This is a genomic window from Kocuria varians, from assembly GCF_006539885.1.
In the GTDB taxonomy this organism is placed as follows: Bacteria; Actinomycetota; Actinomycetes; order Actinomycetales; family Micrococcaceae; genus Kocuria; species Kocuria varians.
In genome coordinates, this window is record NZ_BJNW01000001.1 from 34621 (window position 1) to 51755 (window position 17135).

The following is a 17135-nucleotide window of genomic DNA, read 5'->3' on the forward strand; positions in this document are numbered from 1 at the left end:
GTCAGATACGACGGGCGAGCGGCAGGGCGGCGGCGGTGAACGCGACGGCCTGCTGACCGACCAGCAGCCGGGTTTCGCAGGAGGCCTGGATCGCGGCCTGCTCGATCGCGGCGACCGCCGTATCCAGCTCCTCCACCGTCGGCGCGGTGACCGCGATCAGGCCGGTGTACCGGAGGACGCCGTGGCCGGCGGTGAGGTCGACTTCTTGGCGGAGCACGTCTTCGTACTCGGCGGTCTGGGAGGCGTCCTGGATTTGCCCGATCCGCCGTCGTTGCGCCTGGTCGGAGATGTGCTCGACCTTCTTCTTGCGGATGTCGCGCACGGCCTGGTCGGTGCGCAGCGGGGTGCAGATCAGCGAGATCGACCGCTGAATCCCCGTCGACAGGGCGACCGGGGCGAGGAACCCCGGATACACCATCGACCGCGGCCACTCGCTGATCCAGAGGACGGCGTGGTGGCCGGAGTCGGTGCGCAGCCGATCCCACGTCTCGGTTACCGCGACGGGGCCGGCGGTTGCGAGGTCCTGCCCGAGCTGGCCGTGGCGTTCCAGGGTGGGGCCGATCGCGGGGTCGTAGGCCGTGCGCAGCATCACCGCGATCTCACCCGTGGACAGCCACCCCGACGGGGTCAGGTCTGCGGCCCGGAGCGCGGCGAGCAGGGTCGCCATCTCCTGCCGGAGCACGTTCGCCGCGCCTTTCAGGCCGCCGCCGGCGGTGCGGATCTGCCGGGCCGCCGCCCGCATATCCAGGCTCAGGCTGAGCGTGGTGGCGTGGCGTTCGCCGGCGGGGCCGGCCCGCTCGATGAGCTCGGCGTAGGTGGTCGAGGCCCAGGAGCCGTCATGGGTGCCGTGCTCGGCCCACCACTCCGCCAGCCCCTGCCCGGAATCCGGCAGCGTCCGCTCCAACACCTGGAGCGCGGAGATCCGTCCGGAGCGGCAGATCGTGGCGAGCACCCGCCCCCAGGCGGTGACGCGGCGGTTCTGCTCCGACGGGTCCAGGAGCACGAACGCCGGATGCGTGACCCCGACGGCGACAGTGAGCGTGTTTCCGGTCGGGTCGTGGATCATGCCCGCCCCGGTCTCCGGGTCCGCGTACTCGCGGAGCCGGGCCAGGTCGCCGGGCAGGGCGAGCGTGCCCGCTGGTCTGGGGGCGACGATTCGTCGCCGGTAGAGGAGCTGCCCGCCGGTGGTGCGCCACAGCCACCACGAGCAGACGGGGAGCCATTCGATCAGTGCTCGCCCGCCGATCCTCACCCAGACGAGGGTGATGGCGAGCAGCCAGATGGGTGCGGAGTAGAGGACGAGGATGCCGCCGCCGGCGTAGAGCGCCCCGACCAGAGAGACGCCGCCGATGCCGAGGGCGATCATCTGCGACAGGGACAGGCCCAGGATGAGGCCGCGGCGGGTGAGCCGGGAGAACTTCACCGGGACCAGCTCGCCCCCGGTCTTCGTCGTGTCCGTGCGAGACATGAACTACTCCTTCCCGGTAGGCGGGGCCGGGTTCGGATCGGGCGGGGTGTTCGGCACCGGCGGCGACGGCGGAGGCAGCGCCCCACCCGAACCTCCATCACCGGGGTTGCTGTCGCCGGGGGTGGTGTTGCCGGTGTTCTGTGCGCCGCTGGCGGCAGCATCGGCCTGCTGCCCGACCTCGTTACCTGCCTCCGGACCGGCTTCGGCGGCTTCTTTGACGACGACCGCGCCGGCCACGACCGGGGCGGCGGGACCCGCCCCGGCGGCGGCCTCGGTACCCGCCTCCGCGCCGGCGGCCTCGGTCCCCGCGGGCGGTGGCGTGGTCGGCGGTGTCCCACCACCGCCATCTCCGCCGCTGGAGCCCTCATCGCCGCTGCCGCTGTCGAGGATCTTCCGGGGGCCGTCGCCGCTGGGCTTATTGGGGATCGGGAGGGGCCGGTTCATCGCGCTCTTCGCGTCCTGCTCGGCACCCATCGAGTTGTAGAGGTCGAAGCCGATGAAGCTGATCAGCCGGTAGACCATGTACGGCGCAAACGCCGCAATGCCGAGGAGGACGATGCCGGCGATGGGTTCGGTCACGGCGGTCAGACCCGAGTCGATCGGTGTCGCGACCTGCGTAATCGCCACCAGGAACACGACAACCAGGACGAGCTTGGAGACGATGAGCGCGATCAGGAACGTCGCCCATTTCCCGATCCATCCCTTCGTGACATCCCAAGAGGCGCCGGAGAGGGCGAGCGGGGCGAGGACGACGGTGACGAGGATCAAGGCCTTCCGGATCAACAGGCTGAACCAGACGATGCCGATGGCGGCGATCATGAGACCGGCGAGGAAGATCGAGACGATCGCACCGACCCCTGGGGAGGCGATGTTCAGCCCGGCCAGTGCCTGGCTGAGGAGTAGGAGTTGGTTGCCCATCGACTCGGTGGTCTCGCCGGCGGCTTGGATGAGGCCGATGCAGAGCTGGTCGACGATCTCCAGCAGCACCGTCGTCAGCGTGATGACCACGAACGATCCGAGGATCGACTTTCCCGCCCCGAGCGCGGCGCGGGAGAGGGCGGTCGGGTCGCGGTGGATCATCCCGGTGATGAGCTGGAGGAAGAAGAAGATCGCCACGATGAACAGGGCGATCCCGAACAGCAGGTTGTAGACGGACACGAACCCTGGCTGGGTGAGGTCGACCAGGGTGGTGGTGTCGAAGACGGTCCACATGGTCTCCATCAGCCAGGCCGCCGCCCCGGCCATCGAGGAGGCGAGCCAGTCGAACGGAGCAGCGATCAGGGACGCGGTGCCCTCGCCGACCGCATCGCACACGTTGGAGATGACGGGGATGTCGCACACGCTCACGGCGAACCCCTCCTTTCACACGCAGAAGGGATGAGGTCAGACCTGCTGGCCGACGCCCCAGAAGAAGTTGATGAGCGCGACCGATCCGCCGCAGATGATCGCTGCGCCGCAGGAGATCAGCAGGCCGGTCTTCCCCTTCCCCGCAAGGTGCGGGTTCGAGGAGTTGGAGCCGTAGGCCCAGATGATCGCGGAGATGATCAGGGCGAGGACGGACAGGATGAGGCCGACGGTCATCACGGCGCCGACGATCGTGCGCAGCTGCTCGATGCCCGGAAGTCCGGAGGAGTTGGGGTCGATGTCAATCACGATGAATGCCCTTTCAGAAGACGGAAGACAGTTCCGACCGCCAGGTGCACCCCGCCCCCATCGGGCACAAAAAGGAGGCCCGCCCCGGGGTGCCGAAGCACCCGGAGACGAGCCCAGAGAACGAAGCGGAGCGGGTCGTTAGAGTTGTCTGCCGATGGTGATGAGCCAGTTCAGCCAGGCGACCCCTGCGCCTGCGAGGATCGCGCCGCCGAGGGCGACGAACACGCCGATGCGGCCCTTTGTCGCGACCTGGTAGTTGCCGTTCGCGGCACCGATGGCCCAGCAGATCGCGGACACGATCAGCATCAGCACCGCCACCACGAGCACGAACATGAGCAGCGCGCCGGCGACCTCGCGCAGTTCGCTGATGCCGGAGAGACCGTCGAAGTCCGGGAACACGTCCATCACGCCTCACCCGCTTTCACGGTGATGTGGAGGTGGTCGTAGTGGCCGCCGGTGACATCAGTGGGGTCGTGCATCCCGCCGCCGGTGTAGTCGCGCCATCCCTCGTCGGCGCGGGCGAGGGACCAGATCTTGCCCTGCCAGATCAGGTACTCCACCCCCAGCACCTCGGCGTGGTTTTGCAGCCAGTTCGTGACCTGCCACCCGTACTCGAGCTGCCCGGGGGTCGGGTGCTGGCCGATCGCGTTCCCGAATGCCACATCACAGGCGCGACCGATCGGGTGCTCAGACTTCGAGCCGGGCCGGGGCGAGTAGCACGCCCATGTCGACTCCGGAAACCCCGTAGAGGTCTGTTCGTAGACGCTGAGCATCCGCACCGTGATCTGCCCATCCGACGTCGGGTCGTCCACCAGTTCATCCGGGTCGCCCTCCACCGGTACCGGATCACCCGGCGACCCCGTCTCGGTGTCGCAGCCTTCTTGCCTGGGTGGAGGGATGTCGCTTTCGGGGAGGTCGGCGGCGTCGTGGTCGTTGAGCCACTTCGCGGGGTCGATGTAGTCGCCGTCGGTGCCGCCCTGGCGGACCTCGAAATGCAGATGCGGCCCCGTCGACATCCCGCTGGAGCCGGCGTCGGCGATGTGCTGCCCGGCCCGCACCTGGTCGCCGGTCTGGACGTGGATACCGTCCTCCCACGAGTGCGCATACGCCGTCGCAACCGTGCCCCCGTCGATCTGGTGTTCGATGACGACGAGGCCGCCGTACCCGCCGGAGAACTCCGACACCGTCACCGTGCCGTCGGCGGCGGCAAGGATCGGCGTCCCGTCCGGGGCGGAGAAATCCGCGCCCGTGTGGAAGGACTCTTCCTCGCCCGTGATGGGGTGCGTGCGCGGTCCGAACGGGCTGGTGGCGACCCAGGTGCCCTCGGGCAGCGGGAACACCACCCGCGACGACTCTGTCACCGGCCCCGCGGCGAGCACCGGTACCGGGTCGGCAGTCACCGGGCTGCCAGTGCCGGTGCCTGTGAGGGTGGTGAGGATCTGTTCGGCGACGGGTTCGTAGTTGTCGTACCGCTCCGGATACGCGCTCACTTCCACGGCCTGGGCGGCTTCGCCCTTGCCCATCTGCTCCCACCCCGGAATATCCAGCAGCCCCCGCGGCGAGCCCTCATTCGGCCCGCCGGGGCCGCCGTAGAACGCGGCGGCTTGGTAGTCGGGGTCCATGAGCTCGGCGACCGTGCCCCACCCCGCCTGCGGGCGCATCTGGAACAACCCCAGGCTGTCGTTATCGCTGCCGTTGCCGTCGTTGGGATAGTCGCCGCTCTCGGGGTAGGCGCTCGTGTTGGCGAGCATCCGCATGCGCGACTCGGTGAGCGCGGCCATCAGCGCGATCAGGATGCCGTCGCGCCCTACCCCATCGATGCCCGAGCCGGTCTCGATGATCGTGGCGGCATGGGTGAGCTCGGCACGGCCGAGTGTGATCGTCTCCCCGTTCCGCGTCGTCGCCGTCAACTCCTCCGGCACGTCGCCGACCTGGAACCGGCCGGCGGGGGCGGCGCAGGAGACGGTGGCCGGGTTCATGAGCAGCCCGACCGACACCAGCCCGACCAAAGGGGCCAGCAGGACGAGGGCGGCGAGTGCCGCGATGACCTTCCGCATCATGGCCTCCCGTTAGCGGAGGGGCTGGTCGAGGATCGACAGCCGCAGCAGATAGCAGGGGTCGCTGTCGGGCGGGCAGGTCAGGAAGATCGTGAACGCCACCTCATGCGCACTGGTCGTGGGTTCGTCGTTCCAGACCCCGGCGCGGTGGCGGATACCCTCGATCGTGTACGCGGTGGTGCCCGGCTGCAGCTGCCCCGGCTGCGCCTGCTCCACGGCGTCCGCCCACGCCTCCGGCACGAACACCTCCGTGATCTCCAGGCGCTGGGTCGTGCTGTATTTGCGGAGTTCAGTCCAGGAGTCGCGGGTCGGGAGGTAGCCGACGATATCGGAGGCGAGGCCGGCTTGCTCGATCCCGGTCGGGTCTGCGACCTCCAGCAGCACGCTCGTGTAGTCCAACGGCATCAACCCGCTGGCGGTATCCCACGCGAACAGCGCCGTCGCGACGGAGCGGGCGAACTCCTCCGGATCATCCGTCTCCGGAATCGGGGCCAGATCGCGCGGGTCGCCGCCGGGAGTGACCGGCGCGGATGGCGACGGCGTGGCGGGTGGCGGGTCGGGAGTGCGGGGGCCGGTGACCAGGCCGTAGACGCCGACGCCGACGAGGATCAGCACGAGGGTGGCGGCCGTGACGATCACGACCAGGCGGCGACGGGAACGAGAAGCATCTGTCGGGTTCATGCCACCAGGTGCACCAGACACACATCCGCCCCGACACCCACGCAGGGTCCGGGGCGGCGAACAACCAGAGAGATCAGAGGGCGCGCAGGTGCCGCACCCCACCCTCCCCATCCGCATCTTCGGCGGGATCGGCAGCATCGCTGGGCTCGGTGTTGCGGGCGGCGGTGAGAGCGCCGGCGAACGCGGTCGTGCCGGCGGCGATCGTCAGGAACATCTCGATCTGCTCATCGGTGAGATCCTGTGCGAGCTGGGCGGGGTCGTAGTGCGTCCACCAATCGGTGAGTTCGCCCCAGATCACCAGGAACGACCGCGTGGTCCACACCGCCGGCCCCGCCACCGGAGCCGGTCCGGTCTTGCGGCGCGGCGGCTTGGCCTTGGCGCGGGCGATCGCCACTTTCGCCAACTCGTCCAACTGCGCATCCCGCGACACCCCCGGATCACCGACCAGGCTCCGGACTTCCTCGAAGATCGGATGCACCGGCGCGCCGGCCTCGATCCGTGCGAGCGCGTCCGCGACCTGGGTGCGGGTGTCGTCAGGGAGGTCGTCGCGGGCGGCGGCCTGCTGGACGTACTCGATCTTGTCCAACGTCCGATAGGACGCGGCGCCGGGGATCATCGCTGCCGCCTGCTGCCTGGCCTCACCCGCAGGCGACGAGGACGGTGCCGGAAAATTTCCGCCACCGTCGGGAGACGCATCGGCGGGCTGGTGGTCGCTGGTGAACCGCGACTGGGCCTGGCGGCGGGCCGCGTCCTCGGCCAGGAGGGCTTTGAGTTCGCGGTAGAGGCTGGCGGCTTCCAGCGGGGTGAGGGCTTTGTGCAGCAGGTTGTCGTCCTGCTCCGCGAGCAGATGCCCGAGCCGGTCGGAGATCCCTTGCCGCACCCAGACGTTCACCACCCGCCAGTTCAGCTTCTGGATCGCGGCCAATCTGCGCCGCCCGCAGACGAGCACGCCTTCTGGGGTGATCGTCGGGGGCTGGAGCAGTCCGTCGCGGTCGATGGACGCGGCCAGGGCGTCGATGTCGCCCAGGTCGGTGCGGTGCCGGGTGCCGATGATGATCGAGGACACCGCCCGCTCCAGCTCGATATGCCCGCCAGTCATCACTGACCGCCCCGGTGTTTCGGGGCCGCGAGGGACACGGTGAGGACGAGGTCGTCGTCGTGCAGCAGCACCGGCAGCGTCTCACCGATCAGCAGTCGCAGCAGGATGCCCCGGCCCGCGCTCGTCGCGGACAGGCCCGGTGCGGGGTTGCCGAGCAGGACTCGCAGGAGCGCTGTCCAGGAGGTGCCGGGGAGGTCGAGGAGGGCGCGGGAGTGTTGGTCGCGGCGCAGCACCTCGAACGCCGATTGCCTGGACCCCGCCCGAGCCAGCGCCTGGCAGACGTGCTCGACCGCGGCGCGGGCGGTCTGCGGCGGCCACCCCAGCACGGTGATGAACGCGATCGCATCCTCCACCGCACCCGCCGCCGACGGCCGCACCTCCGCAGGCCTCGCCTCCGTTTCCGCATCCTCTTCGTCCGAGTTGGTGCTGGGGTCGGTGGTGTGGAACGCGGGGTGGTAGTCATCGAGGGGGTTCTCGCGGTCGGAGAGGCGTTCGGCGTCGTGGAAGACCGAGTAGTGCGGGCGGCGGGCCTGATGCGTCGAACAGAGCAGGCCTTGGCCGCGTTCCTCGGCGATGCAGGTGATCCGCACCGCGTGCGTGACCACCGCCCACGGGTCCTCCGCCTCCCGCGCCGAGCGGGTGCGCATCACATCGAATGCCGCAGACGCCGCCTCCCACGGATCAAGCCCATGCTTCCGCGCCAGAGCCGCGTACTTGTCGGCCGCGTAGGTCATGAGCCGTGCGGCGGTCGGGTCGGTGCGCCACGCACCCTGCCCTTCCTTGTGCAGCCGGCCCAGCAGCGCGCGGAGCCCTTCACCGGTCGTGTAGTCCTCACCGCCGGGATCGGCGGTCATCGTGTGCGGAATCATCACGGCACCTCCTGACAGACAGATGCACCGCGCCTCCCACGAGCGGCGGAGCGGTCAGGGAACGCACGTCGGATCGTGTGCATGATCGATCACCCCGTCTCATTCCCGGCCCAGGGTTCGCGTCTCGACCGCGGGGTCTTCCCGGCCGAACGCGGACAGCGGCGGCAACCGCTTCGCGGACGCGACCAGGTGCTCGGCACCCGAGGCGATACCGGCCCGGGCTCGGTGGGACAGGTCGGCTTGGAGGTCGATCCCGCGCCGCGACAGGGCGCCGCCGGCTCGCGGCATCAGTTCCGAGGGGCGCACCCAGTCGACCCCACGGGTCGGCTTCTCCGTGTCGAGCTCGGCTTGCTGGTCGCGGTCGACGTCGGCGGCCTGGATCGCCTCCGGCGCCATCCCCGCCGACGCCTCGGGCCGTTCCGGCGTCGGGGACGGATCGGGCGTCCGCTGCGGGTCGTGCGGATGCTGTTCGGCGTTCATGATGATTCCTCCTCAGAGCGTTCGGATGGGATGCCGACCCCTGTCGGGTCGGACGACGCAGACGACCCCTGCGAGTCGGGATCGAGTTCGGGGTCAGGTGGGCGCGGCAGCCACCGGCCCACGGTCGAGGGATGCACGCCCATGGCGCGGGCGATCTGCTTGTTCGACCACCCCTCACCCCGCAACCGCGCCGCACGCTCACGCCGCCCCGTGCTGGCCTCCACCACCGGCGGCGTATCGGCCTCGGATAGTTCGGGCGCGACTGGGTCAAGCGGCACCGGGGCGCCGAGCTCCGCCAGGCGCTCAACCAGAGCCGGGGCTTCCAGAGACTCCGGTACGGGACCTTCGGCGTCGGAGCTGGTTGCCGCGGGCAGGATGGGCGCCGGCGACTCCGCGGCCGATGTGTCGGCGGTGCGGGTGGAGCGGATCAGAACGACCGTGAGGTGGGTGGATGCCAGGAGCACCAGGGGTGGGACGGCGGCGACCGTCGCGGCGAGCACCCCGGGCACGGTCACCTCGGCGGTGACGAGGGCGTGGGCCGCGTTCGCGGTCACCGACACCAACGCACCGGCGATCAGCAGCGCCCAGGGATACCAGGCGGCCCGGTGCCCGTCGAGGGCGACGACGGCGACCGTGGCGACCACGATCAGCCCGTCCACCAGCAGCGGCCAGATCCACGCCTGCCCAGCCGCGATGCCCGACCGCATGGCGAGATCGGCCAGCGCGGTGAAGCTCAACCAGAACGCACCCGCCCCGATGAGCACGGTGCCCGACGCAGCCGTGACCACCGCCCACCCGCGACGATGCACCGGGTTCATCGCAGCCCCCTCGACGGGACATGACCCTCAGGGATCGCATCGAGATCGTGTACGGGGCCGGCCCGCGCGGTGCCGGCTTCTCTGGGGCGGGGCGTGTCGACGTGGATGCGCTTGTAACCGGAGGCGACGGTGCGGGCGATCTCGCGCTGCCCGAAGTCGGGCTGGGAGACGGTGAGCATCGCATCGAGCGCATCCCGGTAGGGCACGCCCTCCTCGGCGAGCACGCAGGACGCCCAGAACAACTTGTGGTTGCGATCCGTATGCTCACCGCCCAGCCACTTCGCGAGCTTCAACGGATCAGTCCGCCCCGCCGAGGAGCCCCGCTCCGGGAGCCGGCGCGGCGGGCGCGGCGGGTCCAAGAACGTCCGCAGCGCTGACGCATCCAATGCCCGGCCCGGCGTCGGACTCAGCGACGCCAGGCGATACAGGCTCGTCTCGCCGTCGATGATGCGGCGCGAGGGCGGCACGATGATGTAGCCGCGATCCCCACGGAAGTCGATCCCCACACGCCCGGCCTGCCACGACGGCTGCTCACTCGCCAGGGAGGCTGGGTAGTAGACGTGCAGGCCACCGGTCGGTGAGCGCACCAGCGCCTCCCACCCATTCACCAGCCCGGCCCGGCGCGCTTGGCGGAAGGCGTCGTAGCCGTTGACGCCGTGCACATCGACGTCCACGACCACCACGCCGGAGGCGGCGCCGGTGGGCATTCCGATGTTCGCCGCCGGGAACCGTCGCCACCACGACTCCACCTGGCCGGGGCTCGTGGTCGCGTCGTGGAAGCCATGCTCGGTGAGCGGGTTCTTCCCGCCCGGCGCGCACGGGAACACCGGCACCCCGGCCTGCGCGAACAGGCGCGCGGTGACCGGCAACGGCGCGTCCTCACCGAGCCCGGCGAGGGCGGTGGCGAATGCGGTCCGGGCAGCCATCACAGCCTCCGTGCACTCGCCGGCTCCGGGGCTCGGCTGTGCTCTGGTTCGGCCACGGTCGCGGCGGTGCGCTCTTTCGGTCGCGCGGGCCGTGGCGCGTCGCGGTCAAGGCCGGGCGGGGCGCCGTCGGGCACCTGAGCGGTGTCGAGCTGATCGAGAATCCCGGCGGCGGTCTTCCGCACCCGCTCACCGGTCGCTTTGACGACGTCGACGGGTTCCTTGCCGTCGACGTTCGCGGCCCACCCGGCCACGTACGGGATCGTGTAACCGGTGGTGTCCATTCCGTGGGCGGCGCCGATCATCAGCGCGACGGACTCGGCTTCGACCTCCCCGATCCCGCGATGCAGGCGGGCATCCTCCCGGTCCGGGTCGTGCATCAGCACATGCACAAGCTCGTGGGCGAGGGTCTTGACCTGGGCGGCGGGGTCCATGTTCTCCCGCACCGCGACCGTCTTCGCCTCGAAATCAGTCAGGCCGTTCGCGCCGTGGATCATCCCCTCATGCGGCACCCGCAGCAGCTCGTACCCGGCCGCCCGTACCTGCTGCGCGAGCCCGTCCCACAGCCCGTCGGGGGCTTCGCCCTCCAACAAGGTCGGCGACGGCGGTTCCGGGATCGGCTCCCCGGCGGTCTGCGAGACGTCCCAGACGTAGGCGGGGCGCACTCCGACCATCTGCGAGCGCACCACCTCGCCCGGCTTCGGTTTCTCACCCCGGCCCAGCCGGTACCAGGAGGCCAGGTCCGAGGGATTCGCGGACGCAAACCGGCCCGTGACCGGGGCGAGGATCTGATATCCGGGCTGGCCCTTCTCGACCTGCCGGCCGAGCTGCTGCCACTGCTTGTACCCGGCGACATAGGTCGGGAACGGTTCAGACACCCGGCCCTGCTCGAACGCCGCCTGATGCTGTTCCCAAATCAGCAGGACATTGTTGAACGAGCGCGATCGGAACCGGGCGGCGAAGCGCAGCGCGTCGGCCCAGTCCTCGCCCGTGACGAGCTGCTCGACCGCACCGGTGAGCTTCTCGTGCAGCTCATCGAGCCTCTCTTCCCGCTTCTGGCGGGCCTCTTCCCTCGTCGCCATCGTTCGGCCTCCTCCCGGTAGACCAGCCACCAGGGGTGTGGGCGGCTGGTCTTGCACCTGCGAGGTGAGCCAGGTGCATCCGGAGAGTGTCGAGACGGTCAGCGAACGAATGGAGCGGTAAGTTGGCCGTCAGGAACACGGAGGCACCTGACGTAGAACAACGGCCTACCAGCGAACCCGCGCCCGCGGGCGCGTCGCTCCGGGATGGGGTCGTTTAGGTGGGCACCGATGTCTCATTCATGTGCATGCTGCTGCCCGCGAAGCGCATCGCTCGATACCGGCTCGGCGTGATCCCGACGCACTCCCGGAACGCCGCCGACGCCCGGTTGCGGGACCGCCAGCCGACCCGTCGCCCGGCCTGCTCGATCGTCACGTCGGTCTCGCGCAGCAGTCGGGCCATCTCCTCGACCCGCAGCATCGTCAGATACGTCAACGGCGTCTTCCCGTAGGCGTCCACGAACACCCGACTGAGTTGCTTCGTGGACAGATGCACCATGCCCGCCAGCTCCGGCAGCCCCCAATTGCGGGCGATGTCACTGCGTAGAGCGTCGCGTACCTGCCTGACTTCGGCCCGTAGCGGCGTGAACCGGCGATCCCGAGGCAGGGCCGGTCTGATCCGTGCCCGCTGGTGCGGCGAGGCCCGGTATGGCGAGATACGGATGAACGGCGCGATCTGGTCGATGACCGCGTGCCACAACGCCTGTATCCGATGAAATCGCTCCCTGTAATGCCCGTCGACGCTGAGAGCGACGAGCTCATCCAACCAGGGCATCAACATTCCAGAGCGGTCTTCCCCGAGACGGAGGATCTGGGCTGGTTCGGTGTAGATGGTGTCGGCGAACCCCTGCGCGTCGAGACGATCCTGGAGCACATCAGCGTACTGCCAGAACAACTGATCGAGCAGGAAATCCGGGTCGGCGTAGATCGTTGTGACCGTGACGCACCCTTCCGGCTCCGACCCGCACAGCACGTTCGCGCCCAGCAACACCACGTCACCGGGCTTCACCGGTCGCTCACCGAACTCGCTGAACAGGATCGCGGACCCATCGCGCACGATGATGAGCTTCACGCAGTCATAGGCGACCGGACCAACAGGGCGATGGATCGTGCTGGTTCGCGCAAGAACGGACTCGAACACCGCGATCAGTCCGGCAACAAGCGGACGCCCCGCGAGCTTCCAGTGAGGGTAGGAACTCGCGGGGCGTCCATGATGAGGGAAGGGTGTTAGACGGTCATGTCGGCCGGTTCCGGTGTTGCGACCGGTGCGACTGCCTTGGGTAGACGCAGGAACACCGCGATGAGGATCGCCGCACCGATCGCGATCACAGCGTTGACACCGATCGCGAGCTGCAGCCCGGGCAGCAACGTCGCGGCGACCATGCCGGTCGCGATCGCCGACATGACCGGGGTGCCGAGGGCGATGCCGACCTGCTGGCTCATCGTGACCAGGCCTGTCGCCAGGCCCTGCTGGTTCGCAGGGACGCCGGAGGTGGAGGCGACGACGTAGCCGACGATCGCGACAAGGTTCGCGATCCCGCCGACGAAGGTGAGGATCAGCACCGGTACCAGCCACGCGCGGGTGTCGCCCGCGAACGCGAGCGGCGCCGTGGCGGCGGCCTGCACGATGAGGCCGGCGACGATCGCGGTCTTGGCGCTGGTCTTGCCGATGATCTTCGGGGCGACGAGGCCGCCGATGACCGTGCCGATGCCGAGCACCCCGAGGATCAGGCCCGCGGTGATGGCGCTGTAGCCGAGGATCTGCTGGAGGTACAGCGTCAGCAGGAACACGAGCGAGGTGAAGGTGCCGAACGCAAGGAGCCCGGCGGTGTTGCCCCAGCCAATATTCGAGCGCTTCAGCAGCCCAGGTGCAACGAGGGGCTCGGTGACGCGACCCTCGATCTTCAAGAACACGGCGAACAGGATCAGCGCGCCCAGGATCGGCCCCCAGGTGCCCGGGTGGGTCCACCCGTTGTGGCCTGCGGTGTCGATCCCGAACACGAGCGCCACCAGCGCGAGGGTGATCGTGACCGCGCCGGGAACATCGAGCTTGGGGCGCGGGCCGCGGGCGGGCTCGCGGAGCACGAACGGGGCGATGAGGATCACGGCGAGGGCGACGACGACGTTGATGAAGAACGCCCACCGCCACGACATCGCTCCGGTAAGGAGTCCGCCGAGCACGGCGCCGGCGGTGAAGCCGGCGGCCATGAGCGCTCCGTTCAGCCCGAGGGCTCGGGAGCGGGCCGGGCCTTCGGGGAACATCGTGGTCATGAGCGACAGCGCGGCGGGAGTGACCATCGCGGTCGCGATGCCCTGCCCGACACGGGCGACGAGCAGCAGCACGGGCTCGGTGGCGAGCCCGCCCGCGAGGGAGGAGACGCCGAGCAGCACGATCCCGATCATGAACAGGCGCTTGCGGCCGAACAGGTCGGCCACGCGCCCGAAGAAGAGCGTGAACCCAGCCGCGCAGAGCGCGAAGGAGGTGACGATCCACTGCAGCGCGGAGGTCGCGAAGCCGAGCTCGGTGCCAATGTGCGGCAGGGCGACGTTGAGGATCGAGAAATCGACTGCGAGGGTGAAGTTCGCCGTCAGCAGGACCGCCATCGCGATCTTCTGCGCCGCGGTGAACCGCTCCGCCGGAACAGGTGTCGATGCGGTACTGGGTGGTGGTGAGGTGTCTGTGTGGCTCATGCCATCCAGACTCGGACGATGCGACAGAGGTAGCCAGATCCCCGGTTTGCGTGGCCTGCGGTTGCCTAGCACTGACAGGGTCAGGCTCCGCCGGTACGCGTGCGGGACAATAGATGGCATGGCACTACCGCAGCCCACTGATACCGATGGCCCGGTCACCGAGCTGGGCGAGTTCCTCCGCTCGCGCCGCGACCGGATCACCCCGGACGAGGCCGGCGTGAACAGCTACGGTCGCCGCCGGGTTCCCGGCCTGCGTCGCGAGGAGCTCGCGCAGCTGGCCGGAGTGTCGGTGACGTATCTGACCCGGCTGGAGCAGGGGCAGTCGCAGAACGCCTCGGATGCCATCATCGATGCGCTCGCCCGTGCCCTCCAGCTCGACGACGACGAACGGGCGCATCTGTACGCGCTCGCGCACCCGGCCCCGCCGAAGCGACCGCAGGCGTCGAAACCGGAGATCGCCAAGCCCGGCGCGAAGCAACTGTTGCACTCGATGGGCGATGTGCCCGCGGTGCTGCTGGGACGGTTCAACGACATCCTCGCCTGGAACCGCGCCGGCCACCTCCTACTCGCCGGGCATCTCGACTGCGATGCGCCCTCATGGGTGGAGGATCGTCCGAACCAGTTGAAGCTGCTGTTCCTGGACGAGCACACCCGCGACCTCTACGTCGACTGGACCGACGAGGCCGCCCTTGCCGTCGCCTCTTTGCGCTACGTCGCGGCGCAGTTCGCCGACGACCTGCGCCTGGCCGAACTGGTCGGGGAGCTGAGCATGAACAGCCCTGAGTTCGCCCGCCTGTGGGCCGGCCACGACGTACGGCTCTGCACGAGCGGAGCGAAGCGATTCCGCCACCCCGAGGTCGGGGAGCTGGAGCTGGGCTACGAGGTGCTGCACCTGCCCGAGGGCAACGGGCAGCGCATCCTCACCCACACCGCCGAGCCCGGCAGCGCGTCGTTCGCCGCGCTGCGGCTACTGACCTCGGCCTCGTAACCGGTCGCCCGACGCACAGTGAAGAAGCGCTCCCAGGATGATCCTGGGAGCGCTTCTTCGTGTGGTGACCGCGACGATCACTCCATGAGGCGCTCGGCCAGCAGCCGGTACGAGGCCAGCCGTTCGTCCGGGTCGCTGGTGAGGGTGTTGATCATGACCTCGTCCGCGCTGTGCGCCTCGGCCAGTGTCGTCAGCTCGGTGCTCACCTGGTCGGGGGTTCCGGCGATGATCGCTTGGGATCGGGCTTTCGCGCGGGTGCGCTCGGCATCGGTCCACTCGTGCCGTGCCGTGGTCTCGGCCGACGGGATCGGCCCGTCGAAACCGAGGTCTTTGCGTGCCCGCCACAGCAGCATCGCATCCGCCAACTGCTGGGCGCGTTCGCGCGTCTCGGCGGTGATCACGCGCATGGCCAGCACCGTATGCGCGCCATGACCATGCTCGGTGGCCGTTGCACGGTAGGCGGCGGTCGCGGCTTCGCCGCCGCGGGGCACGAAGAAGTGCCCGTGTGCATATCCGGCGCCGGCGAGGCCGGCCAGGGGTGCGGCGGAGCCGCCCGCGCCGAGCACCCAGACCCGGCCGTCCGGCTCACCCGCCCTCGACGGGTGCTGGGTGCCGAGGGCGTGGGCGAGGGCGGCGATCTTCTCCCCGTAGTCCGGGTCGTCCAGCGCGGCCCGGCCCACGCCGGCATCGACGCGGTCGCCATGCACCTGCCCAAGCAAGCTCATCACCTCGATGACCTTCTGCACCGGATACAGCGGCAGGAGGACGCCGCCGGTGCCGACCCGGATCGTTCGAGTGCGTTCCAGGGCGAGGGCGGTCATCATCTCCGGTGCGGTGCTGGCGAACGAGGCCGAGCGGTGGTGCTCGGCGAACCAGATCCGGTGATACCCCAGCGCTTCGGCCTCCTGGGCGAGGCGGAGGCCGCTCTGCACGGCCTCCGCTCTGGTCGGGGTGTGTTCGGTGAGCGGTACCTGGTCGAGGATCGAGACCCTCATGCCGACTGCTTCTCGGCGTTTGCGGGGTGGAGGGCGGGGATGATGCGCCAGTCGCCGCCGACCTGGAACACGAGGTTGTGGATATCGGCGCCCGCGATCGTGCGCAGCACCGGCACCAACTCCTCGGCGTGCTCGGGCTCGGCGACGTTCAGCGGCCACTCGCCGATGGTCGCGCCGCGCAGGTGCGGGTGGTGGAACCCGGCCCCGTACGTCGCGATCAGGCTGATGGGGGCAAGGTTCGCGGCGCGCTGCTCGGGCCAGGTCAGCAGCCAGGACGCGATGAGCCCGCCACGCTGATCCCGATGCAGACCGGTCACCTCGATCTTCCCCGTGCCGGCAAGGAGATGCTCGTTGAACTCTGCCAGCACCTGTCGGGCCGGGCCGTCGAGCAGTTGAACAGCCTCTCCGAAGGCGGTCTCCTTGCCGGTGCGGGTGACGTGGCCGAAGTGGTTGCCGTCGCGCAGGTCGATGAAGTGACGGGTCAGCGCCTCCAGCGGCGCGGGAGTGGTGGTGGTCATGATGGGGTTCCTTCCATGTGTGTCGGTTGAGGTCTCGGAGTGGATAGTTCGGACAGGGATGGTTCGGACAGGGCTGCTGCCACCGCCGCGAGCGCGCGGCTACGAGGACTGAGCAGGTCGGCGTGCCCGACGCCGGGCAGCACCTCCAAGGTCGTGGGGATGCCATCGGCGCGGAGCCGCGTGGCGTAGGCGATCACATCGTCACGAACCGGATCGTCGCTGCCGACGACCAGGGACACCGGGGCCAGCCCGGCAAGACTCGGAGCCTCCAGTGGGGTGGGCAGGATCGTCGGGGCGGGAGTGCTGTCGAGCCAGAGTCGCCACGCCGCACGCAGGTCGGCCCGGTTCGGAAACGCGCCAGACCCGGCGCGATAGGAGGGGCGGGCGCAATCGGGGTCGAGCGGTGGATACGTCAACACCTGGGCCGGCACCCGGTCGCCGGCATCGCGCCGGGTGAGCGCGGCGGAGGCGGCGATCGTGCCGCCGGCGCTGTCGCCCCCGACGACCACCGGCAACCCGTCGGATCGACGGTTGGCCCAGGCGAGTGCCGCGAGCACGTCGAGCACCGCGGCCGGGAACCGGTGAGCCGGGGCGAGACGGTACTCGACGGAGACGACCGCCCACCCCGACCGGGACGCGAGCCCGCCGGTGACGGGCGCCCAGGCGGCAGCGGAGCCGTGCTGCCAGGAACCGCCGTGCGCCCAGACGATCCAGCCGCGCGGGTTCGCCGGTCGGTGCACGAGGAGCGGAACCGGCGCGCCATCGGATGCGACAGCATTAGAGAGCGTCGTTTCAGGGGCAGTGATCGTGGTCATG

At 69.8% G+C, this 17135-nt stretch carries 18 protein-coding genes; 1 reads left to right on the forward strand and 17 read right to left on the reverse strand.

From position 1 onward, the window contains the following. Nucleotide 1 precedes the first annotated feature (1 nt). The 14 genes from KVA01_RS00170 to KVA01_RS00235 form a co-directional block, all read right to left on the reverse strand. Nucleotides 2–1468, reverse strand: a complete 1467-nt coding sequence (locus KVA01_RS00170) for an SCO6880 family protein (protein WP_141268403.1) — start codon at nucleotides 1466–1468, stop codon at nucleotides 2–4. A gap of 3 nt (nucleotides 1469–1471) precedes the next feature. Next, on the reverse strand, nucleotides 1472–2815 hold the full coding sequence (locus KVA01_RS00175; protein WP_141268405.1) for a conjugal transfer protein TrbL: 1344 nt from the start codon (nucleotides 2813–2815) through the stop codon (nucleotides 1472–1474). Between the two features lie 36 nt (nucleotides 2816–2851). Beyond that, entirely contained in the window at nucleotides 2852–3121 is a 270-nt protein-coding gene (locus KVA01_RS00180) for a DUF6112 family protein (protein ID WP_094429400.1), read from the reverse strand. Between the two features lie 138 nt (nucleotides 3122–3259). After that, entirely contained in the window at nucleotides 3260–3526 is a 267-nt protein-coding gene (locus KVA01_RS00185; RefSeq protein WP_141268407.1) for a DUF6112 family protein, read from the reverse strand. Further along, a complete protein-coding gene (locus KVA01_RS00190; RefSeq protein ID WP_141268409.1) occupies nucleotides 3526–5181 on the reverse strand; it encodes a M23 family metallopeptidase in 1656 nt (551 codons plus the stop codon). The genes KVA01_RS00185 and KVA01_RS00190 overlap by 1 nt, the downstream gene beginning before the upstream one ends. Nucleotides 5182–5190: 9 nt before the next feature. Further along, complete coding sequence (locus tag KVA01_RS00195; RefSeq protein WP_141268411.1) at nucleotides 5191–5859, reverse strand: hypothetical protein; 669 nt, start codon at nucleotides 5857–5859, stop codon at nucleotides 5191–5193. A 73-nt stretch (nucleotides 5860–5932) separates the two neighbouring features. Further along, nucleotides 5933–6958: a ParB N-terminal domain-containing protein gene (locus KVA01_RS00200; RefSeq protein ID WP_141268413.1), complete on the reverse strand. Its 1026-nt coding sequence runs from the start codon at nucleotides 6956–6958 to the stop codon at nucleotides 5933–5935. Next, nucleotides 6958–7827 carry a hypothetical protein gene (locus KVA01_RS00205; protein ID WP_141268578.1) on the reverse strand — a complete coding sequence of 290 codons (870 nt, stop codon included), beginning with the start codon at nucleotides 7825–7827 and terminating at the stop codon, nucleotides 6958–6960. Before KVA01_RS00205 ends, KVA01_RS00200 begins: the two co-directional genes overlap by 1 nt. Nucleotides 7828–7926: 99 nt before the next feature. Next, nucleotides 7927–8307 carry a hypothetical protein gene (locus tag KVA01_RS00210; protein ID WP_141268415.1) on the reverse strand — a complete coding sequence of 127 codons (381 nt, stop codon included), beginning with the start codon at nucleotides 8305–8307 and terminating at the stop codon, nucleotides 7927–7929. Then, on the reverse strand, nucleotides 8304–9125 hold the full coding sequence (locus KVA01_RS00215; protein ID WP_174805686.1) for a DUF2637 domain-containing protein: 822 nt from the start codon (nucleotides 9123–9125) through the stop codon (nucleotides 8304–8306). Before KVA01_RS00215 ends, KVA01_RS00210 begins: the two co-directional genes overlap by 4 nt. Beyond that, complete coding sequence (locus KVA01_RS00220; protein ID WP_141268417.1) at nucleotides 9122–10051, reverse strand: bifunctional DNA primase/polymerase; 930 nt, start codon at nucleotides 10049–10051, stop codon at nucleotides 9122–9124. Before KVA01_RS00220 ends, KVA01_RS00215 begins: the two co-directional genes overlap by 4 nt. Then, a complete protein-coding gene (locus tag KVA01_RS00225; RefSeq protein ID WP_141268419.1) occupies nucleotides 10051–11130 on the reverse strand; it encodes an ArdC-like ssDNA-binding domain-containing protein in 1080 nt (359 codons plus the stop codon). The genes KVA01_RS00220 and KVA01_RS00225 overlap by 1 nt, the downstream gene beginning before the upstream one ends. A gap of 214 nt (nucleotides 11131–11344) precedes the next feature. Then, nucleotides 11345–12199 (reverse strand): helix-turn-helix domain-containing protein, encoded by an 855-nt coding sequence (locus tag KVA01_RS00230; RefSeq protein WP_233438712.1) that lies wholly within the window; start codon nucleotides 12197–12199, stop codon nucleotides 11345–11347. Nucleotides 12200–12354: 155 nt separating this feature from the next. Continuing rightward, nucleotides 12355–13818 (reverse strand): MFS transporter, encoded by a 1464-nt coding sequence (locus tag KVA01_RS00235; RefSeq protein WP_141268421.1) that lies wholly within the window; start codon nucleotides 13816–13818, stop codon nucleotides 12355–12357. Between the two features lie 118 nt (nucleotides 13819–13936). Between KVA01_RS00235 and KVA01_RS00240 the strand changes: the two genes are divergently transcribed. Further along, the gene (locus tag KVA01_RS00240; RefSeq protein ID WP_141268423.1) at nucleotides 13937–14806 is read left to right on the forward strand and encodes a helix-turn-helix transcriptional regulator; all 870 of its coding nucleotides are present in this window, start codon (nucleotides 13937–13939) and stop codon (nucleotides 14804–14806) included. A 77-nt stretch (nucleotides 14807–14883) separates the two neighbouring features. On the opposite strand, the gene KVA01_RS00245 is transcribed toward KVA01_RS00240, so the two are convergent. The 3 genes from KVA01_RS00245 to KVA01_RS00255 are packed head-to-tail and all read right to left on the reverse strand — an operon-like array spanning nucleotide 14884 to nucleotide 17134. Continuing rightward, on the reverse strand, nucleotides 14884–15801 hold the full coding sequence (locus KVA01_RS00245; RefSeq protein WP_141268425.1) for an MsnO8 family LLM class oxidoreductase: 918 nt from the start codon (nucleotides 15799–15801) through the stop codon (nucleotides 14884–14886). Beyond that, nucleotides 15798–16319 carry a hypothetical protein gene (locus tag KVA01_RS00250; RefSeq protein WP_141268427.1) on the reverse strand — a complete coding sequence of 174 codons (522 nt, stop codon included), beginning with the start codon at nucleotides 16317–16319 and terminating at the stop codon, nucleotides 15798–15800. Before KVA01_RS00250 ends, KVA01_RS00245 begins: the two co-directional genes overlap by 4 nt. After that, complete coding sequence (locus KVA01_RS00255; protein ID WP_141268429.1) at nucleotides 16316–17134, reverse strand: alpha/beta hydrolase; 819 nt, start codon at nucleotides 17132–17134, stop codon at nucleotides 16316–16318. Before KVA01_RS00255 ends, KVA01_RS00250 begins: the two co-directional genes overlap by 4 nt. Nucleotide 17135: the final 1 nt, after the last annotated feature.

What these genes read in the sequence shown, in the direction of transcription:
- KVA01_RS00200 (WP_141268413.1), bottom strand. Translation starts at nt 6,958, where the DNA reads ATGACTGGCGGGCATATCGAGCTGGAGCGGGCGGTGTCCTCGATCATC.
- KVA01_RS00195 (WP_141268411.1), bottom strand. Translation starts at nt 5,859, where the DNA reads ATGAACCCGACAGATGCTTCTCGTTCCCGTCGCCGCCTGGTCGTGATC.
- KVA01_RS00250 (WP_141268427.1), bottom strand. Translation starts at nt 16,319, where the DNA reads ATGACCACCACCACTCCCGCGCCGCTGGAGGCGCTGACCCGTCACTTC.
- KVA01_RS00245 (WP_141268425.1), bottom strand. Translation starts at nt 15,801, where the DNA reads ATGAGGGTCTCGATCCTCGACCAGGTACCGCTCACCGAACACACCCCG.
- KVA01_RS00215 (WP_174805686.1), bottom strand. Translation starts at nt 9,125, where the DNA reads ATGAACCCGGTGCATCGTCGCGGGTGGGCGGTGGTCACGGCTGCGTCG.
- KVA01_RS00170 (WP_141268403.1), bottom strand. Translation starts at nt 1,468, where the DNA reads ATGTCTCGCACGGACACGACGAAGACCGGGGGCGAGCTGGTCCCGGTG.
- KVA01_RS00205 (WP_141268578.1), bottom strand. Translation starts at nt 7,827, where the DNA reads ATGATTCCGCACACGATGACCGCCGATCCCGGCGGTGAGGACTACACG.
- KVA01_RS00210 (WP_141268415.1), bottom strand. Translation starts at nt 8,307, where the DNA reads ATGAACGCCGAACAGCATCCGCACGACCCGCAGCGGACGCCCGATCCG.
- KVA01_RS00225 (WP_141268419.1), bottom strand. Translation starts at nt 11,130, where the DNA reads ATGGCGACGAGGGAAGAGGCCCGCCAGAAGCGGGAAGAGAGGCTCGAT.
- KVA01_RS00220 (WP_141268417.1), bottom strand. Translation starts at nt 10,051, where the DNA reads ATGGCTGCCCGGACCGCATTCGCCACCGCCCTCGCCGGGCTCGGTGAG.
- KVA01_RS00185 (WP_141268407.1), bottom strand. Translation starts at nt 3,526, where the DNA reads ATGGACGTGTTCCCGGACTTCGACGGTCTCTCCGGCATCAGCGAACTG.
- KVA01_RS00240 (WP_141268423.1), top strand. Translation starts at nt 13,937, where the DNA reads ATGGCACTACCGCAGCCCACTGATACCGATGGCCCGGTCACCGAGCTG.
- KVA01_RS00235 (WP_141268421.1), bottom strand. Translation starts at nt 13,818, where the DNA reads ATGAGCCACACAGACACCTCACCACCACCCAGTACCGCATCGACACCT.
- KVA01_RS00190 (WP_141268409.1), bottom strand. Translation starts at nt 5,181, where the DNA reads ATGATGCGGAAGGTCATCGCGGCACTCGCCGCCCTCGTCCTGCTGGCC.
- KVA01_RS00255 (WP_141268429.1), bottom strand. Translation starts at nt 17,134, where the DNA reads ATGACCACGATCACTGCCCCTGAAACGACGCTCTCTAATGCTGTCGCA.